This is a genomic window from Pseudobutyrivibrio xylanivorans, from assembly GCF_008935055.1.
Classification (GTDB): Bacteria; Bacillota; Clostridia; order Lachnospirales; family Lachnospiraceae; genus Pseudobutyrivibrio; species Pseudobutyrivibrio xylanivorans_A.
This window is the reverse complement of record NZ_CP043028.1, coordinates 2,557,807-2,577,944: the sequence shown is the minus strand read 5'-3', so window position 1 is coordinate 2,577,944 and position 20,138 is coordinate 2,557,807. Positions and strand designations below refer to the sequence as shown.

Sequence of the window (20,138 nt, the reverse complement as noted above, 5' to 3'; positions counted from 1 at the left end):
ATTAAATTTTTCAAGTGTAAGTATTTACAATGTTGCGATGAATCTAAGGAACGCTTTTTGACCCTCCTCGGTGCACTTGAATACTCCTGCACATTCAAGCACCTGACAGAATACCTTTCCGATTTCCTGCTGAAGAATTTCCATTACATTATCATCTGTGATTGCATCATAATTCTTTATAAATTCATCCACCCAGTCAGCATGTTTCTCTAAATTTTCATTTGAGCGAATGTCTTTTCCTGAGACGATATAGTCAGCAAGCTCCTCCATCTCTGCCTTGAGACGGCTTGGAAGAACTGCAAGTCCCATTACCTCAATAAGACCGATGTTCTCCTTTTTGATGTGATGAAGATGCCCATGTGGATGATAAACTCCAAGGGGATGCTCCTCTGTTGTGATATTGTTTCTGAGGGCTAAATCAAGCTCAAATAATTCTCCGCGCTTTCTTGCTATAGGAGTAATTGTGTTATGTTTCTCTCCATCTGTCTCAGCAAAAACAAATGCGGCCTCATCAGTGTAACCTCTCCAGGCGTTCAAAATATGCTCTGCCAAATCAATAATACGCTTCTCATCCTTGCACTGAAGACGAATTACAGATAGTGGCCATTTAACAATACCTGCATGAACATCCTCGAAACCTTTAACTGTAAACTCCTTGATGATTGGAGCCTTTTCCATTGCAAATGTATAATGACCTCCCTGGAAATGATCATGGCTTAGAATTGAACCGCCAACAATAGGAAGATCCGCATTACTTCCAAGGAAATAATGTGGGAAAGTCTTTACAAAATCAAAAAGCTTAACAAAGGTGGCACGCTCTATTTTCATAGGTGTATGTTCACCATTAAATACGATGCAATGCTCGTTGTAATATACATATGGGCTATACTGGAAGCCCCATTTGCTATCATTGATAATGATAGGAATAATTCTGTGGTTCTCTCTTGCTGGATGGTTAGTACGGCCAGCATAACCCTCATTTTCCATACAAAGCTGACATTTAGGATAAGCAGACTGCTTTGCATTTTTTGCAGCAGCAATTGCTTTTGGATCCTTCTCTGGCTTAGATAAATTTATTGTGATATCCAATGTTCCGTAGTCTGTCTCTGTTGTCCACTTTAAATCCTTTTTAACTCTATATGTACGGATATAGTCAGAACTGCGACTAAGATTATAGAAATAGTCAGTAGCAGCCTCTGCACCATCCTTTTTATATATACCATTGAATTTATCAATAACCTGAGATGGTCTAGGGCAAAGCTGATTCATAAGCTTTGTATCAAACAAATCTCTGTAAGTAACTGAATCCTCAATGATGCCTCTTTTTACAGCCTCATCTAAAAGATCAGCAAGCACATCCTCAAGAACACTATTGCTTAAATCACAATCAGGATCTGTGTACTCATCCTCTTTCATGCATTCAAGAAGAAGATTTGTTGTATAGATTCGCTCACACTCTGGTGTAAGACCTGTATCAATTCCGTACTGAACTAATTTCTTAATACTCTCCTGTAACATACGTATCCTCCGTAAAAGTCGAAATTATATCTACGAAACTATATTAACACAATTCAGTTTCCAAATCTGTGTTTTAAGAGTGAAAAATGTGCAATTACAACTAAAAAAATGCAAAAATGTCGATAAAAAAATCAACTTGTTACACTCTCAAGCCTTGGTATTACTTACAGGCACTTTAGAATGTGCCTTGCAGCAACACCAAGAGCTTGATAGCTACAAGTTGATTTCTAAACATTTTTACTACGATTATAAATCGTCAATAGCGTCTTTAATTTTGTCGGCGAAGCCCTTACGCTTCTTTTCAGGCTTTACAGATTTTGGACCACCTACAGTGGTACTACCTGTAAGCTCGTCAAACTTACGAAGAGCTTCCTTTGCATCCTTTGAAAGGCTTGTAGGAACTTGAACTACCAGAGTAACGTAGTGGTCGCCTCTCATAGACTTGTTTCTAAGCGAAGGTACACCCTTTCCTCTGAGACGAATTGTAGTATCAGTCTGAGTTCCAGCCTTAACCTCGTAAGAAACCTTGCCATCAAGAGTATCAATGATAACCTCTCCACCAAGTGCTGCCTGTGCAAATGAAATTGGTGCTGAAGAATAAATATCATAATCTCTACGCTGGAAAATAGGATGATTTGCAACGATAACCTCTACAAGTAAATCGCCTCTTGGACCGCCATTGCGTCCTGGCTCACCCTTTTCGCGAATACGTACACTCTGGCCGTTATCAATACCAGCAGGAATAGATACTGAAATCTTCTTCTTGCGGGCAACATAACCTGTACCGTTACAATCTGGACATGGAGTGTCAATAACTTCACCTGTACCATTACAGTCTGGACATGTTGTAACATTCTGAACCATTCCAAAGAGTGACTGCTGAGTAACCATCACACGGCCCTTGCCACCACACTTTGTACAGGTACGCTTGCTTGTACCAGGCTTAGCACCCGTTCCATGACAAGCCGCACACTCATCCTTAAGAACAATTTCAATCTGCTTTTCGCAACCAAAGGCCGCCTCTTCAAATGTGATATGAACAGCTGCACGAAGATTAGCTCCACGCATTGGGCCATTTGATGCACGACCACCGCCGCCACCGAAAAAGCTTCCAAAGATATCGCCAAAGATATCACCGAAATCCATACCAGAGAAATCGAAACCACCAGCTCCGCCACCGCCGTTTTCAAAGGCAGCATGACCAAACTGATCGTACTGACGTCTCTTATCTGGGTCTGAAAGAATTGCGTAAGCTTCTGAGGCTTCCTTGAATTTCTTTTCAGCCTCTGCATCACCCGGATTCATATCCGGATGATACTTCTTTGCAAGCTTTCTGTATGCACTTTTAAGCTCACTATCTGAGGCTGTCTTGGAAACTCCAAGGACCTCATAATAATCACGTTTATCTGCCATAATAATATCCTTTACACAAATAAGCTGTGAAATAACAATCTAACTTCTATCAACGCCAGTTACGGCTACAAGCCTTAGTATCTCTCAGCTTGACTATATGTCTCGCTTGAGAGATCTAAGAGCTTGCTGCCTACTGGCTCGCATTGAATGCCCTCGTCATTTCACAGCATATAATATTCAGAAAAATTAAACTTCTTTGAAGTCAGCGTCTACGACGTCGTCGTTAGCTGGGCCCTGAGCGCCTGCTCCTGCACCCGCACCTGCTCCTGTGAACTGGCTCATGTCTGGACCTGCACCTGCTGCGCCCTGTGCTGCCTGTGACTGCTCATACATCTTTGCGAATACCTTCTGAGCTGACTCTGTAAGCTTCTCCTGAGCTGCCTTAAGCTCACCAATCTGAGAATCAGACATTTCCTCTGGAGTGCTGTACTGATCAAGAAGCTTCTGAGCTGCCTCAATATCAGCCTCAACTGCTGCCTTGTCAGCTGCATCAATCTTGTCGCCTACTTCATCAAGAGCCTTCTTTGTCTGGAATACAAAGCTCTCAACATCGTTTCTTGTGTCAACAGCTTCCTTACGCTTCTTATCCTGAGCCTCATACTCCTGAGCCTCTTTAACTGCCTTCTCGATATCATCATCAGACATGTTAGAACCAGCTGTGATTGTGATGTGCTGCTCCTTACCTGTTCCAAGATCCTTAGCAGATACGTTTACAATACCGTTTGCATCGATATCAAATGTAACCTCGATCTGTGGTACACCTCTCATTGCTGGTGGGATACCATCGAGTCTAAACTGTCCAAGTGACTTGTTATCCTTAGCGAACTGACGCTCACCCTGTACAACGTTGATATCAACTGCTGTCTGATTATCAGCTGCTGTAGAGAAGATCTGGCTCTTCTTTGTAGGAATAGTTGTGTTACGCTCGATAAGACGAGTTGCAATACCACCCATTGTCTCGATTGAAAGAGAAAGTGGTGTTACATCAAGAAGAAGGATATCGCCTGCACCCTCATCACCAGCGAGCTTACCACCCTGAATAGAAGCACCGATAGCTACGCACTCATCTGGGTTAAGAGTCTTGCTTGGCTCGTGTCCTGTAAGAGCCTTTACCTTATCCTGAACTGCTGGGATTCTTGTAGAACCACCAACAAGAAGTACCTTTGAAAGCTCTGAAGCGTTAAGACCAGCATCCTTAAGTGCCTGGTTAACAGGACCTGCTGTAGCTTCTACGAGATCATGTGTAAGCTCATCAAACTTAGCACGTGTAAGGTTCATATCGAAGTGCTTTGGACCTTCAGCTGTAGCTGTGATGAATGGAAGGTTGATATTTGTAGTTGTTGCTGAAGAAAGTTCCTTCTTAGCCTTCTCTGCTGCTTCCTTAAGTCTCTGAAGAGCCATCTTGTCTGTAGAAAGATCTACTCCCTCAGCTGCCTTGAACTCAGCAAGCATCCAATCTGTAATCTTCTGATCGAAATCATCACCACCAAGTCTGTTGTTACCAGCTGTAGCAAGAACTTCGATAACACCATCACCGATTTCGATGATAGATACATCAAATGTACCACCACCAAGATCGTATACCATAATCTTCTGCTCCTGCTCGTTATCAAGACCATAAGCAAGTGCAGCTGCTGTAGGCTCGTTGATGATACGCTTTACATCAAGACCTGCAATCTTACCAGCATCCTTTGTAGCCTGACGCTGAGCATCGTTGAAGTATGCTGGAACTGTGATAACTGCCTCTGAAACTGTCTCACCAAGGTAGTTCTCAGCATCACTCTTAAGCTTCTGAAGAATCATAGCTGAAATCTGCTGTGGGCTGTACTTCTTGTCGTCGATGATACGGCCATTGTCTGTACCCATATCTCTCTTGATAGAAGCGATTGTCTTTTCAGCATTTGTAACAGCCTGACGCTTTGCAGGCTCACCGACAAGTCTCTCACCTGTCTTTGTAAAAGCTACGATAGATGGTGTTGTTCTAGCACCCTCTGTATTTGCGATAACGGTAGGCTTTCCACCTTCCATAACAGCAACACAGCTGTTAGTTGTTCCTAAATCGATACCAATAATCTTTCCCATTTTTATTTCCTCCTATTTTCTTACTAGTGTAATCTGTCTAAATTTGTATCGTCGGCCAATGGGCCTCCTGATGTTCAAAACCTTCGCTTACTCGGTTTTAAACATCACCTAGTTAGCAACCTTTACCATTGAATGACGAACTACGCTGTCATTATACATGTAGCCCTTCTGGAATTCTTCTACGACGATATTCTCGCCTACTTCCTCATCCTCAACATGCATTACTGCATTGTGGAAATCTGGATTGAATTCCTGTCCTACAGCCTCGATAGGCTTAACACCAGCCTCTTCAAGAGTTGTAAGCAACTGCTTGTATATCATGAGCATTCCATCAGCAAATGGATCTGCTCCCTCCTCAACTGTAGCAAGACCTCTCTCGAAGTTGTCTACTACAGGAAGAATCTTTTCAATGATGTTCTTAGCACCCATGCTAAACATCTGAGACTTCTCTTGCTCTGTACGACGGCGGAAGTTTTCAAATTCTGCCATCTGACGTAAAACCCTGTCATTGAGCTGTTCGATTTGCTCGTCTCTCTTATCCTTTTTCTTTTCTTTCTTCTTGAAGCCCTTCTTAGATTCCTTTGCTTCGCCCTCGGCCTTATCAGCCTCTGTCTGCTCTGCCTCAGAATTCTCGGTAGCTTCTGTCATTTCTTCAGCGTTCTCTACTGCCTCTTTAACTGCTTCTTCAGTAGAAAACTCTTCCATCTTTTCTGTATTCTCTGCCACTACTAACTATCTCCTTAATAACTTTCATCAAGTCCCACGTTTATCATTTTCTTTAAGTAATTTATCAAGCTGTCCCTTGAGACTCTTTATATTATCAACAACATTCTCGTAATCCATTCGCTTTGGACCAACGATACCAATGGTACCCTTGACTCCATCGCCAAGCTCGTATGTTGCTGTAACAATCGAACAATCCTTCATGGTAGAAATTGGTGTTTCCTCACCGATATATACCTGAATTCCTGTATTCTCACCATCTGTTGAGCTATCACTAAGCAATTCCATAAGTGATTGCTTTTCCTCAAAGGTATCTAAAAGTTCTGATGCCTTCTTCGAATCCGCAAGCTCAGGATACTTAAAAATATTGGTAGCTCCTGAGGTGTAAACCTGCAAATCCTCATCCTGAGTGATTGTCTCAGCTACGGTATCAAGCACCTGGGCTATGATTTCATCATGAATGCCTGCCTGCTCTTTAAGTCTAGTAATAAGTGCCAGATTAATCTGGTCAACCGTAAGGCCATTAAGATTTGTGTTGAGAAGCATATTTAGCTTCAACATAGTTTCATTATCTAGTGGTTTCTCAACATTTATAATCTTGTTCTTAACGATGTTGCCATCCATGACAACTACCGAAAGTACCTGATGCTCGTCGACAGCTGAAAGCTGAACAAACTTCAAACGATTTGAAACAACTGCTGGTGCAGAAATCATTGTTGCGTACTGTGTGTTGGTTGCAAGAACCTTTGCCACATTCTTAAGAAGATTTTCCATCTTCTCAGTCTTCTCAATCATCCATTCCTGCATCTGTGAAACTTCCTTGTCCTTGGCAGCTATCAGATTGTTAACATAGAATCTGTAGCCCTTGTCCGAAGGAATTCGGCCTGCCGAGGTATGAGGCTGAACAATGTAGCCTAAATCCTCAAGATCTGACATCTCATTTCGAATGGTGGCTGAGCTTAAATTCAAATCGGTATATTTAGAAATTGTACGGGAACCAACCGGCTCTCCTGTCTCTAAATAGTTCTTAATAATAGCGTTTAGTATTTTAACTTTTCTCTCATCAAGCTCTGTATCAGCCATACATTCACCTCACTTTGGAAAGGTCTTAATTTTGTTAGCACTCACTTATTTGGAGTGCTAATCATTTACTGATGTTAATTTACACCTACACAAATAGTTTGTCAACAGACTTTATCCTTTTTTTATATTTATAAATAGATAAAAAACGCCAAACATGGTAAACTATTCAAGGTTAAGAAATATAAATAAGAAGAGGAATTTATGGATCAGAGTAAAATTAGAAATTTTTGCATTGTTGCACACATCGATCACGGCAAGTCTACCCTTGCTGATCGTATCATACAGATGACAGGTACCCTGACCGACCGCGAGATGCAGGCACAGGTTCTTGATAATATGGATCTTGAACGTGAGCGTGGAATCACAATCAAGTCTCAGGCCGTTCGTATCATCTACAAGGCTGATGATGGTCAGGAATATATCTTTAATCTTATTGATACTCCAGGTCACGTGGATTTCAATTATGAGGTTTCCCGCTCTCTCGCTGCTTGCGATGGTGCGATTCTTGTAGTTGATGCAGCCCAGGGAATCGAGGCTCAGACTTTGGCAAATGTTTACCTTGCCCTTGACCACGACCTTGATGTTATTCCTGTTATTAATAAGATAGATTTGCCTTCTGCAGACCCAGATCGCGTCATTGAGGAAATCGAAGACATTATCGGTCTCGAGGCTCAGGATGCTCCACAGATTTCTGCAAAGACAGGCCTTAATATTCATGATGTTTTGGAGGCTATCGTAAATCAGCTTCCTGCACCAAAGGGCGACCCAAAGGCGCCTCTTCAGGCACTTATCTTCGATTCACTTTATGACCCTTACAAGGGCGTTATTGTATTCTGCCGTGTTAAGGAAGGAACTCTCAAGGTTGGGGATTCTGTCCGCATGATGGCAACAGGTGCCGAGTTTGATGTTGTTGAGGTTGGCTATTTCGGAGCAGGTCAGTTCATTCCATGTGACGAGCTTCCAGCCGGCATGGTTGGCTACATGACAGCCTCTATTAAAAATGTCCGTGATACACGTGTAGGTGATACAATCACTCACAAGGAAAAGCCTGCAGCTGAACCACTTCCAGGCTACAAAAAGGTTAACCCTATGGTTTACTGTGGTATGTATCCTGCAGACGGTGCGAAATATCCAGATTTAAGAGATGCTCTCGAGAAGCTTCAGCTTAATGATGCAGCTCTTCAGTTTGAACCAGAGACTTCTGTTGCTTTGGGCTTCGGATTTCGTTGCGGTTTTCTTGGACTTTTACATTTGGAAATTATTCAGGAGCGTCTTGAACGTGAATATAACCTGGATTTGGTTACTACAGCTCCATCAGTTGTTTACCGTGTCCACAAGACGGATGGCGCAATGATAGAACTTACAAATCCTAGCAATCTTCCAGATCCTTCTGAAATTGATTACATGGAAGAACCAATAGTTGAAGCCGAGATAATGGTTTCAAGCGACTACATCGGTGCAATTATGGACCTTTGCCAGGAACGTCGTGGACAATACATCAGCATGGAATATATTGAGGAGACTCGCGCCCTCATCAAATATACTCTTCCACTAAATGAAATCATCTATGATTTCTTTGATGCACTTAAGAGCCGCTCACGTGGATATGCTTCCTTCGACTATGAAATGAAGGGATACATGAAATCCGAGCTTGTTAAGCTTGATATCCTTATTAATAAAGAAGAAGTTGATGCACTTTCATTCATCGTCTTCTCCGGAACAGCCTACGAGCGTGGACGCAAAATGTGTGAAAAGCTCAAGGACGAGATTCCACGCCATCTTTTCGAGATTCCTATTCAGGCTGCCGTTGGTTCAAAGGTTATCGCCCGCGAAACTGTAAAAGCTATGCGCAAGGACGTTCTTGCAAAATGCTACGGCGGTGATATTTCTCGTAAGAAGAAGCTTCTCGAGAAGCAAAAAGAAGGTAAAAAGAGAATGCGTCAGATTGGTAATGTGGAGATTCCACAGGCAGCCTTCATGAGCGTTCTTAAGCTTGACGAGGACTAAAATGACACCTATCGAACTATATATTCATATACCTTTTTGCGTAAAAAAATGTTTATATTGCGATTTCCTGTCAGGGGTTTTTGATGAAAAAATGCAGCGACGCTATGTTGCTGCATTATGCACAGAAATTAAGTATCAGGCTGCAAGCCATCCTGATTGTATTGTTTCTACTATATATGTAGGTGGTGGCACCCCATCTTGGCTTTCAGAAGATTTAATGGATGCAATTATCACCACGGTCAAGCAGTATTTCAAGCTGAATCCGATGGCGGAGATTTCTGTGGAATGCAATCCTGGTACTCTCTCTGCTGAAAAGCTTAATGTATACCGTTCCATCGGCATTAATAGACTTAGTATCGGTCTTCAGTCAGCAAATGATGACGAGCTCAAGGAGCTCGGTCGAATCCACGACTACAACCGCTTTTTGCACACATTTGATTTAGTTCGAAAAGCTGGCTTTGACAATGTAAACGTAGATATTATGACAGGACTGCCTCATCAGACTAGAGAAAAGCTTGAGCGAACACTTAACGCTGTTACCATGCTCCGTCCAGAGCATATTTCAGCCTACTCTCTTATCATTGAGGAGGGTACACCATTCTACGACAAATACAAATTCGATGCTGTTAAGCAGCAGGCTGGAATGGAAACTGAGGACCTTCCTACTGACGAAGAATCCTACAGGCTTTATAAATTCACCATGGACTATTTAGCAGCCAAAGGCTACAAGCGATACGAAATTTCCAACTATGCCCGCGGAGGCAAAATCTGCCGTCATAATGTAGGCTACTGGGACAGAGTTCCATATCTTGGTCTAGGTCTTGGCTCAGCATCTTTATTTAACAATGTTAGAACAAACAACATTCGCGACATATATAAATACTGCGAGATTTCCGAGGCTATTGCCTCTGGAAAACAGGTTGAATCCGAGCTGTCCTCGCCCTACTTTGAATCAGAGGAAGTCCTTTCTAAAAAGGAAGCAATGGAAGAATTCATGTTCCTCGGCCTTAGAAAAATAGATGGAATTGCCAGAAGCGATTTTTATCAGATGTTTGGCCTTGATATCGAGGCAATCTACGGACCTATCATCACAGCCCTTCGCAATCAGGGATTCATGGATGCCAAAGAAGGCAGACTTTTCCTTACTGATATAGGAATTGATGTTAGTAATCAGGTCCTTTCAAAATTTTTATTAGATAAATAGATGATAACTCTTGACAAAGAGGGATTCATTATCTATTATATTTGAGTATGCGTTGAACTGTCCGTGTCCGGCTACAACGTATTTAAATTTGAACATTTTATTTTTATACAAATTGGAGGTGTAGCAACACATGGCAAATATCAAATCTGCAAAGAAGCGTGTTCAGGTAACAGCTGTTAGAACTGAGCGCAACAAGGCAATCAGATCAGAGGTTAAGACATACGTTAAGCGTGTTGAGGCTGCTGTTGAGGCAAAGGATAAGGCACTTGCTGAGTCTGAGCTTAAGGCTGCTATCAAGGTTATCGAGATGGCTGGTTCAAAGGGTGTTTATCATGATAACACTGTAAGCCGCAAGGTATCTCGTCTTTCAAAGCTTGTTAACACACTTGCTTAATTAATTTTTAAATATTCAAAAGCCAAGGTCCCGTCAACCTTGGCTTTTTTATTTACTTCATTTCCTGTTTTTCTTCAAACTTCTTTTCAAGGGCCGCTGCGACCGTTTTCTGCCAGTTTTCCCCCTCAACATTTTTTTGATATCCCACAAATTCTCTCTTACCACTTATCTCTTCCATCTGCTTTTTAGCAATATAGCGCTGTAAGAACTGGGCATGGTTAGAGGAAATAATACAGCCACTAGTGGTTACGCCATTCTTTTCCCTGGTATTCACAACCTTACAAACCAGTCTGGCAAGTTCAACCGGCTCTCCCTTGGAATCAAAATCTGTCAAATGAAGGAAGAACGGCTGTCCCTTGGAGATATTCAAACTTTCCGGGTTAACAAATCCAACTCCACAGTAAGACATATCTCGAATAAGCACATTATAGTACTGACCATCCATCTCTATGTTCATCCGTCGGTCTAAATCAACCCTAACCCCACGGCGCCTGTTAAACTTTTGACCGTCGTTACACATAGCCTTCAGAAGCTGAATATTCTTACCAGACTGAAGCCTCACCTTAAAGATTTTAACGTCTCCCCATCTGTACACACCCTCGTCAGTGACTGCAATAAGCTCAAGCTTTGAGAGATGCCCCTTAAATGAAACCTTGAAAAGCTGCTCCTCCCACTCTTTCACCACATCCCCCACAGGAACAATAAAAGAACCATAGATACTCTTAAAGTTTGCAAGCTCTGCATCAGAAATAGAGACATAGTCAACAGGCAGCTCCATTTTCTTATTATCTAGAATTGCGATAATCGAGAGTGTTACCTGCGAATCAATTTTGTTGATTGTAAGAATATTTTTATCCATATCACCATTATATCAAAAACATTTCACTTAAGTATCATGAATTCTCCACTGCTTTCATGATATATTTAGCATAGGACTTCAGGCAATAGTATTAGGAGAAATATTTTGAAGCAATATAACTATGAAATCCGCCAAAAATCAAAAATACAGCCTACATTAGCCAAGCTAAAGGCCGAAATATCCGAGCTGCATTACAGCTCTTTGCTTTTTCATGTCTACACAGCTAACTATATAGACGAAGAAATACAGAATTTACAGCATGAAATCCTTGATGTTTTTCCAGATGCCCTTGTAGCAGGTACCAGCACTAATGGTGCGATTTGCCAGGGTCAGCTTTCTACAAATGGCGTCGTACTGGCTGCTACTGTTTTCGATTCAACTGATGTTGCTGTATACTTGTTAGATTGTCCTCCGGGCAACGAGACTGAAACCGGAGATAAAATCAGAGAAATAATTGACTCAACAAGTGAAATTAAGGCAGCCGAAATCCTCATAACATTAAAGTCTATAAACAGCCGTATTGTACTTACAAATGCTGAAAAAAAGAAGGCAGATATACATATTTTCGGTGGCGGTAGCGCTGATGCTGATATATCTGGAAACGACACTAAGGTAATCAGCAATGATTCTCTCTCCAAAACCGGAGTTGCTTTAGTAACCTATTCCGGACCAGATTTGATTGTAGAAATAAATCACGCCATTGGTTGGAAGCCTTTGGGCAAAGATTTTGCAGTTACAAAAATCGAAGGTAAGCATCTATACGAGCTGGACAATGTTCCAGCCGGTCAGATATATGCAAAATATTTGGATATCCAAGCGGACGATGATTTCTTCTCTAATATTCTAGAATTCCCAATCATGTCGCATCAGCATGGTTATGATGTTCTGCGCCTTCCATTCTCTTGTTTAAAAGAAGATAACTCAATTATTTTGGCGGCAGATATTGATAAAGGAACACCTGTAAATCTTTCCTATGGTGATCCTGATGTAATACAGGCAGATGTAAGAGAATTGTATAATAAAACTCTGGAGTTTGCGCCACAGGCTATATTCCTATACAGCTGCGGTGTCAGAAGACTGTACTGGAAGTATCTGATTAATAAAGAAACTGGACAGTTCTCTTCTATTGCACCAGTATGTGGCTTCTACTCTTCTGGCGAGATTATGAATATGGGTGATTATATTATCGAGCATCATGTAACCCTAATTGCTGTCGGTATGCGAGAAGGTGCAAAATGTGAAATTACCCATGCCCATAATATTGACCGCCTACTTCCAATGTCGGATGAGCAAAAGATACACAATCAGATTTCTATGGTTCGAAGGCTTGCAAATTTTATTAATGTTACCTCTGCAGAGCTTAGAGAGGCTAACGAACAACTTAAAGAAATCGCTGAGACTGACGAGCTTACTGGTCTTTACAACAGACGTATGCTTCATCGTCTTGTTCATGATGCCCTTCATAGAGCAAAGAAATACAATATTCCAATGACCCTTGGAATCGTAGATATTGATAATTTCAAGAATGTAAACGATACCTATGGTCACGATATTGGCGACCTGGTACTCAAAAGAATCTCTGAAGCTATGTATCATGAAATAGAAAAACTCCCAAGTAGTATTTTCGGACGCTGGGGAGGCGAGGAATTCCTGTTCATTGCACCTACACTTCCAGTTGAAAGGATACTTGATAATATGGAGGAAGCAAGAAAAAGAGTTTCCTCTACCATAATCGAACCTGTAGGAATAGTGACAATAAGTCTTGGTGTCACTGAATTCTTACCAGGTGATACAGAGGAAACTCTATTTAAACGTGCAGATGATGCACTTTATGAAGCTAAAAACACAGGAAAGAATAAATCTTGTGTAAAATAATTACTTTCCTGCATATTTCATAATTATAAGCTCTACGGCCAGCTTCTCGTCAAGCTGGCCTGTTTTAACGCTCTTTTCAAAATCAGCCGAATCATTAAGCAGTGCATTTATTTCATGATCTGAGAAATTGGATGCAAGCTGAAGTGTTCTTTTTACAGCAAAATCTGGTGAGCCAACCTTTCTAGCAATGGCTGACACATTGTCGCCACCAGCATATAGTTGCTTTATAACCTTCATCTGCCTAAACTGACGAACTATCATGTAAAGGATTCGCATAGCTGGCTCCTTGGCCGCAAGCATATCCTGATATAAATCCAAAGTCTTTCTCAAATCCTTAGCTGAAATAGCATTTATCATATCAAAGATTTTGGTTTCAACTCTGGCAACGCAGATTGCATTAACATCATCTAATGTGATTTGATCTCTATCACCAACATAGGTGATAAGCTTCTCAAGCTCTGTTGCCATATTATCCATGCTGTCGTGAGTCATCATAAGAAACTGGCTCCAAGCCTCTCGCTTCATCTGCTTACCAGCGCTCTTAATCATTCCACCAACCCATTTTGCCAAATCACTCTCATTTGGCATATTGATTTCAATATCACGACTAGCAGCCTTGGCAGCCTTATAAAGCTTTCCTCGTTTATCTGCTGTTGGCTCCACAAAAATGAAAATCGTAAATTCAGGAATTGTGCCTAAATACTCTCCCAGTTTTTCAGGCATCTTCTTTCCAAAACCGCTGTTTTCAATAAGAATAACTCTGTGTTCGGCAAAGAACGGCATTGTCTCAGCTTGGTCTATAATTTCAAGCTCATTGATTCCAGAGTCTGAATACTTAGAGAAATTCATATTATCGCCCTCAGTAACAAGAGCAGCTAATAGCTTATTCTTGTACTGAAGCTTTAGGTAATCCTCCTCGCCATAGAGCAAATAAATATTCTTAAATTGTCCGTTTGCAATGTCTTCGTCTATTCGTTTCATAGATAAAAGTATACCTTAAAGTCCCTCTCCGTTAAAGTCTGGAATAAAGCTTTCCTGCGCCACCTTTCTATCCTGGATAAAAGCATTAGTGACACCTAAATCAAGTGCATAATTAACTACCGATTCATATTCACGCTTTGTGACGCGACGGTTAATTTCCGGATATTTCTCTGCAATATGTGGCATTGGCGTGTATTGACTCATAAGACTAATGTAAATACTATCTCCATAGGTTTCATAAAGATATTTAACTATAGCCTTTGAGTCTTTTGTGTGACCAGGAAGAAGAAGCTGGCGAACAATCACTCCTGATTTGATAAAGCCCTTCTCATCAAATACAGTTGTTGGACACTGGCGCACCATTTCTTCTATCGCAGTTTTTGCAATCTCAGGATAATCCTTTGCATGAGAATATTGTGATGCCAGCTCACCGTCCAAGTATTTAAAATCAGGTAAATACGCATTTACGATACCTTCAAGTAGCCTTAGGCTTTCAACCGTCTCGTAGCCACTGGTATTGTAAATAATTGGAATATAAAGACCATTATCCCGAGCCGACTTTACCGAAGCGGCTATGGCTGGAATGTAATGGGTTCCTGTCACAAGATTGATATTGTTAGCTCCCTGTTCCTGAAGATTCAAATAAATCTGAGCCAACTGTTCAATTGATATTTCCTTGCCTACCTTGCCGTGACTGATCTCTTCATTCTGACAAAATACACAGTGGAGCGGACATCCACTGAAGAATACCGCTCCACTACCATTTTCACCAGAAATGCATGGCTCCTCCCAAAAGTGAAGGGCAGCCCTTGCCACCTTGACTGTAGATGAAACCTGACAAACACCAAGTGAATTGTCTCGGTCAACTCCGCAGTTCCTAGGGCAAAGCGTACATTTCTTATTCATTATTATTTACGACCTTTTGTCTTAATCTCGTTTACAATAAGCTCTACAAACTCATCAAACTTAACTGTTGTAGTACCCTGCTCACCGTGAAGTCTGTAAGATACAGTGCCCTCAGCCTCCTCGTTCTTTCCGAGAACTGCAAGGTAAGGAACCTTCTGAATCTGAGCCTCACGCATCTTGTAACCAAGCTTCTCTGAACGTGTATCAAACTCAACACGAACATCAGCATCTGCAAGCGCATCTACAAGCTTCTGTGAGTATGCATTGAGATCAGCATCATCATTCTTTACAGGAAGAACCTTAACCTGTGTAGGAGCAAGCCATGTAGGAAGGTTACCCTTTGTCTCCTCAAGAATGTATGCCATGAATCTATCAAGTGATCCAAGAATAGCTCTGTGGATTACTACTGGTGTCTGCTTGTTTGAATCTGCATCTGTGTAAGTAAGGTCAAACTTTGCTGGAAGACAGAAATCAAGCTGGCATGTAGAAAGAGTGATTTCATTACCGATAGCTGGCTTAACATTAACATCAAGCTTAGGTCCGTAGAATGCAGCCTCACCAATCTCCTCTGTGAACTCGATACCAATTTCCTGAAGAGTCTCACGAAGAGCCTGCTCTGCTGTGTTCCACATCTCATCATCCTGGTGATACTTCTTAGTATCAGCTGGGTCACGAAGTGAAAGAACGCATCTGTAATCTGTGATACCGAAATCCTCGTATGTGCTGAAGATAAGGTCGCATACGCTCTTAACCTCAGACTTAATCTGCTCCTGTGTACAGAAAATATGTGAATCGTTCTGGCAGAAGTGACGTCCTCTCTCGATACCCTTAAGAGTTCCTGAAGACTCGAAACGGAAATCATGAGCGATCTCTGCGATACGGATAGGAAGCTCCTTGTATGAGTGTGGACGGTTTGCAAAAATTCTCATGTGGTGTGGGCAGTTCATAGGACGAAGAACGAAGTTCTCTCCCTCAACCTCCATAGCTGGGAACATGTTCTCCTTGTAGTGATCCCAATGACCAGATGTCTGGTAAAGCTGAACTGTACCAACGCAAGGTGTCATTACGTGAAGGTAACCAAGCTTGCGCTCCTTGTTACGGATGTAGTTCTCAAGCTCTGTCCAGATTGTGTAACCATTTGGAAGGTACATTGGAAGTCCACGACCGATTAAATCATCAGCCATGAAAAGCTGCATGTCCTTACCAATCTTTCTGTGGTCACGCTCCTTAGCTTCCTCAAGAAGTGCAAGGTGCTCATCAAGCTGCTCCTGTGTAGGGAAGCAAACACCGTATACACGGTTAAGTACCTGATTCTCAGCATCACCCTTCCAGTAAGCACCTGAGTGCTTAATAAGCTTGAAGTAACGGCAAAGCTTAACATTATCAACGTGAGGTCCACGGCAAAGATCTGTGAAATCTCCCTGATCATAGCAAGAAATTGTCTGTGTATCCTCATCCATGTTATTGATAAGATCAATCTTGTATGGGTCATCCTTGAACATCTCAAGAGCCTCAGCCTTAGAGATTTCTCTTCTGTAAATCTTGCAGCCAGACTTTGCTACCTTCTTCATTTCCTTTTCGATTGCAGCAACGTCTTCGTCTGTAAGCATTGTATCACCAAGATCCATATCATAGTAGAAACCTTCCTCTACTACTGGACCAACCCAAAACTTAGCGTTTGGATAAAGATGCTTTACAGCCTGTGCCATCATGTGGGCACATGAGTGATTTAGAGTGTTTAATGACTCATCTTCTTTGAAATTAACCATTGTTTTTCTCCTTTTACTAATGAATGAAAATTGTAAATAACTACTGGTACTAAGGGTGTAAAATAAAAAAGCACCCATAGGAATAGCTATTTCTAGCATTCCTAAGGGTGCAAAATTCAAAAGGATACTCGCCCATCAAAAAATTGCCTTCGGCAATGGGCTCGTCATGTTCACGATTTCTGTAATTTCATTAACATAAATCGTGAAATTTCACACGGTTCCACCTTAGTGTTTCACTCATTTTGTCTTTAACGGAACTACCCGGAGACGCTTACGCAAATGCTTTCGCGCTCAGCTCGAGAATGGTGTTCATATAAGCTTCCACTAGACGCTTCCAGCCTAGGCGTCCTCTCTCTTAGCTTCCGCAAATACTACTGTTTCTGTCATCGCTTTTACGGCTTTTATCCTACCACAAAAATCCTGCCAAATCAATCAAAACAGAGTCACTCCTTTTGCATTATAATTGCTGGAGCCCATCGTCAATGCCTTACCGATTATAGTATTAATTGAATCAGCACTTGCTGCAATATTTTTAACATATGTCGAATCTGCACCTAGAAGTACTTTTATATCATCAACACTGGCAGACTCAAGCTTTTCCTGATCGATTTCAAGCTTCTTGTCTGCTGACAATGTGATTCCTATATTTGCAAATGCTTCTGATTTTTCCTTAAAGGCCTCCTCAAATTCAGTCTTGAAGCTGTTGTTGAGAGAGCCTCCACAATTCTGAAGATTAGTAATTGTGCTATTATAGGCTGTAACATAGTTTGCAACGCTCTTTAGCAGCTTGGATTTATCGAGTTCCTTCCCTTCTTCTGCAGTATATAGGCCTTTATTGCTGACCTTTTCAATAGCATCTAAAAGATTTGTAGCTGCCGTATCAACATTTTGATACTTATCATTGCCCTTGCCTGTAAATATGCCCATTGATTCCATTTTCTTTTGATAGGCTGTTTCATTATTGGCAATAATCTGATTAATAAGCGGATTGCCACTCTTATTCTTGTTAAGCAACAAAAGCAGGCTCTGATTGTTCTGGTAGTATTCCATAGAATTATTGATTTTACTCATTTTGTTCCACCTCATCTGCCAGCTTAAGCTGACACTTTCCGGCTCATTAAAGAAAAAACACCTTCCAAAGATTCCATCCTTGGAAAGTGCACTCATCCTACTTTCTTTATATCGGCAGCTCTGCCTCAAATATTTATATCTGTTCCAAAATTTTATTCAAATACTATGACTTCTTGTGGGCTACTTAAGGAAAAAGCCCACAAGAACTTGGCTTTGCCAAGCAATATTTTCTTTCAGAAAATATTGGTCCATGTCCGGTTCTTGATTTTCTGAGGAAAATCAAAAACCTATAGATTTTTGTTTTTCCTCAGAAAAACAGAAATCGTAAATACCATGAAAATAGATTTATCTATTTTCATGTCCTGCAAAGCAGGATTCTTGCTGACAATTTCACTGTTTGGTCAGCAAGAAGTCATAGCTTCTCCAAAGCTCTCTTAGCCCAATCAAGCTCCCACTTGATTCGCACATTAAGAATCTCAGCCTGCTGATTTAAAAGATTATCTATAGTCTCCTGCTTTGAAGTAATTCCTTTCATAAACTCACAGTTCTCATACATTTCATCATATTGAGAGACCTTATTCCTAAACTCATTTTTCAGCATGGAAGGAACACCTTCCTGGGCAAAAACAGCTCCGGCTTTTTCATGTACCTGAGTCATCTTGCTATATAATTCTTCAAGTTTTGTATTATCCATCTTGTCTATCCTTCAATTAAAGTATCTATAAGATTATCCTGTTTATCATACACCAGCTTAACTGAGAAGAAATCCTCTCGCTCATTTAAAAGCTTTAGGAATACTCTGTCACCCTCCCAAAGATTTAAATCCATAACTTTATCAATGTCTACCCAAGTTAGCTCCCCCTCATCACAGCAATCTGCCAGCGTACCAATGAAATCGTCACTGGTAAAGAGGATAGCATGCTCGGTCTCATCTCCCATCACAAAAGTGATATATCCTCTGAATTTAGCAGCATTAAGAGTAAGTCCTGTCTCCTCTTTTACCTCACGCTTGATGCCATCAAGAGGTGATTCACCTTCTTCAACGTGTCCTCCAACACCAATATATTTGCCCGCATTGATGTCCTGCTCCTTCTTGGTACGATGAAGCATTAGGTATTTGTTATCTTTAATTAAATAGCAAAGAGTTGTAAGTGTCATACGCTTTCCTTTCAACTATTTGAAATATTTAAGAAGTTCCTCGCAGCGCTTTATTGTCATAGATGCAAAGGTATCATTATAGGCGACAGAAGCAAATGTACCACCATCATATTCAGCAGAATCCTTTGCAGCCTGAGCATCTCTATCCTTGAGCCACTGTCTCTGCTCCTCAAGAGCTTTGTTAAATGTAGCTTCATCTGTGTTGTACTTTATTAAACGCCAGATATAATTAAGACACTCATCCGAAACTCTAATCTGATTTGATGTAGCCTCTACCATATCTGCAGTAGTAGCAGCCTCTGAAAGCAGTCCGGCATAATAATCATAGCTCTCTTTATATGTATTATAAGTACTCTCAGCATCTTCCTTAGGAGTCATTCTAGTATAGCTTGTAATACCCTGATTTTCATTAACATTTACAAGGGCGAGATTTTCCAAACTATCCTGTTGTTCCTGATAACCAACGAATAGCCATGTCTTTATTTCATCGTCAATTTCTGCAACAGGCTTTCCTGGCATATAGATTTCTATTTCATCTGCATTGTTAAGTGCATATGGGGTAACAGGAATGTATTTTACGCCATCTGCAAGAAATTCACCATCATTATTAATAACATTAATATCCTTCATGTGCATTTTATATGTGTATTCGTCAATCTTTTGGATATTTTCAAAATGGCCTTCGTATTCGCAATAATAACGTGTACCATCTGGATAACCATCACCAATATCACCCATATCAGAATCATGATAATATCCGTGGAAATAGCCATCCTTTTCGACATTGAAATCATCTGACCATCCACCAGCTCCACTGTAAAAGCTGAAACTGTATTTCGATAAATCCTCAAATGTAAGAGTGGAATCATCATCTGTATTTGCAACTACATTGTCTTTAGTCTCATTATTTGTGATGTTTGAATCTGCTTCTATATTTGTACTAGTCTGATTGCTTATTGCCTCGGCAGCCTCATCATCACCACTTCTGCCAACCAAATAAAAAATGCCACAACCTGCTATTAATACAAGTGCTATTATAATCAAAATAATACTTAATCTTCTCTGTCTTCTCTTCTTATGTCTTTTGTTCATTTA

General features: G+C 41.0%; 17 protein-coding genes. 4 read left to right on the top strand and 13 right to left on the bottom strand.

The window, feature by feature from the left end; translation table 11 throughout:
• Positions 1-24: 24 nt before the first annotated feature.
• From galT to hrcA, 5 genes are all read right to left on the bottom strand, one after another.
• Positions 25-1,518 (bottom strand): UDP-glucose--hexose-1-phosphate uridylyltransferase, encoded by a 1,494-nt coding sequence (gene galT / locus FXF36_RS11605; protein ID WP_151624257.1) that lies wholly within the window; start codon positions 1,516-1,518, stop codon positions 25-27.
• Positions 1,519-1,764: 246 nt separating this feature from the next.
• The gene (dnaJ, locus tag FXF36_RS11600; RefSeq protein ID WP_151624255.1) at positions 1,765-2,931 is read right to left on the bottom strand and encodes a molecular chaperone DnaJ; all 1,167 of its coding nucleotides are present in this window, start codon (positions 2,929-2,931) and stop codon (positions 1,765-1,767) included.
• A gap of 186 nt (positions 2,932-3,117) precedes the next feature.
• A complete protein-coding gene (gene dnaK, locus FXF36_RS11595; protein WP_151624254.1) occupies positions 3,118-5,013 on the bottom strand; it encodes a molecular chaperone DnaK in 1,896 nt (631 codons plus the stop codon).
• A 108-nt stretch (positions 5,014-5,121) separates the two neighbouring features.
• On the bottom strand, positions 5,122-5,718 hold the full coding sequence (gene grpE / locus FXF36_RS11590) for a nucleotide exchange factor GrpE (protein ID WP_151625775.1): 597 nt from the start codon (positions 5,716-5,718) through the stop codon (positions 5,122-5,124).
• A 48-nt stretch (positions 5,719-5,766) separates the two neighbouring features.
• Positions 5,767-6,819, bottom strand: coding sequence for a heat-inducible transcriptional repressor HrcA (gene hrcA / locus FXF36_RS11585; protein ID WP_151624253.1), 1,053 nt, complete (start codon positions 6,817-6,819; stop codon positions 5,767-5,769).
• Positions 6,820-7,020: 201 nt separating this feature from the next.
• Between hrcA and lepA the strand changes: the two genes are divergently transcribed.
• The 3 genes from lepA (at position 7,021) to rpsT (ending at position 10,424) form a co-directional block, all read left to right on the top strand.
• A complete protein-coding gene (lepA, locus tag FXF36_RS11580) occupies positions 7,021-8,826 on the top strand; it encodes a translation elongation factor 4 (RefSeq protein ID WP_151624252.1) in 1,806 nt (601 codons plus the stop codon).
• Positions 8,813-10,030 carry a radical SAM family heme chaperone HemW gene (gene hemW / locus FXF36_RS11575; protein ID WP_524538418.1) on the top strand — a complete coding sequence of 406 codons (1,218 nt, stop codon included), beginning with the start codon at positions 8,813-8,815 and terminating at the stop codon, positions 10,028-10,030. Before lepA ends, hemW begins: the two co-directional genes overlap by 14 nt.
• Before the next feature lie 130 nt (positions 10,031-10,160).
• Positions 10,161-10,424 (top strand): 30S ribosomal protein S20, encoded by a 264-nt coding sequence (rpsT, locus tag FXF36_RS11570; RefSeq protein ID WP_072914510.1) that lies wholly within the window; start codon positions 10,161-10,163, stop codon positions 10,422-10,424.
• A 52-nt stretch (positions 10,425-10,476) separates the two neighbouring features.
• Here the strand turns inward: rpsT and FXF36_RS11565 are convergent, their stop codons facing one another.
• Positions 10,477-11,283 (bottom strand): PilZ domain-containing protein, encoded by an 807-nt coding sequence (locus FXF36_RS11565; protein ID WP_151624248.1) that lies wholly within the window; start codon positions 11,281-11,283, stop codon positions 10,477-10,479.
• 105 nt (positions 11,284-11,388) lie between these two features.
• Between FXF36_RS11565 and FXF36_RS11560 the strand changes: the two genes are divergently transcribed.
• A complete protein-coding gene (locus FXF36_RS11560; protein ID WP_151624246.1) occupies positions 11,389-13,158 on the top strand; it encodes a sensor domain-containing diguanylate cyclase in 1,770 nt (589 codons plus the stop codon).
• On the opposite strand, the gene holA is transcribed toward FXF36_RS11560, so the two are convergent.
• The 7 genes from holA to FXF36_RS11525 all read right to left on the bottom strand — a co-directional run bounded on the left by holA (position 13,159) and on the right by FXF36_RS11525 (position 20,135).
• Positions 13,159-14,139 (bottom strand): DNA polymerase III subunit delta, encoded by a 981-nt coding sequence (gene holA / locus FXF36_RS11555; RefSeq protein ID WP_151624244.1) that lies wholly within the window; start codon positions 14,137-14,139, stop codon positions 13,159-13,161.
• A 15-nt stretch (positions 14,140-14,154) separates the two neighbouring features.
• A complete protein-coding gene (locus FXF36_RS11550; protein ID WP_151624242.1) occupies positions 14,155-15,045 on the bottom strand; it encodes a radical SAM protein in 891 nt (296 codons plus the stop codon).
• A 2-nt stretch (positions 15,046-15,047) separates the two neighbouring features.
• Positions 15,048-16,814, bottom strand: coding sequence for a threonine--tRNA ligase (thrS, locus tag FXF36_RS11545; RefSeq protein WP_151624240.1), 1,767 nt, complete (start codon positions 16,812-16,814; stop codon positions 15,048-15,050).
• Positions 16,815-17,246: 432 nt separating this feature from the next.
• A complete protein-coding gene (locus FXF36_RS11540) occupies positions 17,247-17,885 on the bottom strand; it encodes a hypothetical protein (RefSeq protein ID WP_151624238.1) in 639 nt (212 codons plus the stop codon).
• 412 nt (positions 17,886-18,297) lie between these two features.
• On the bottom strand, positions 18,298-18,579 hold the full coding sequence (locus FXF36_RS11535) for a hypothetical protein (protein WP_151624236.1): 282 nt from the start codon (positions 18,577-18,579) through the stop codon (positions 18,298-18,300).
• A gap of 5 nt (positions 18,580-18,584) precedes the next feature.
• On the bottom strand, positions 18,585-19,043 hold the full coding sequence (locus tag FXF36_RS11530; RefSeq protein WP_151624234.1) for an NUDIX hydrolase: 459 nt from the start codon (positions 19,041-19,043) through the stop codon (positions 18,585-18,587).
• Between the two features lie 15 nt (positions 19,044-19,058).
• The gene (locus tag FXF36_RS11525; protein WP_151624232.1) at positions 19,059-20,135 is read right to left on the bottom strand and encodes a lysozyme inhibitor LprI family protein; all 1,077 of its coding nucleotides are present in this window, start codon (positions 20,133-20,135) and stop codon (positions 19,059-19,061) included.
• Between the last annotated feature and the right edge of the window lie 3 nt (positions 20,136-20,138).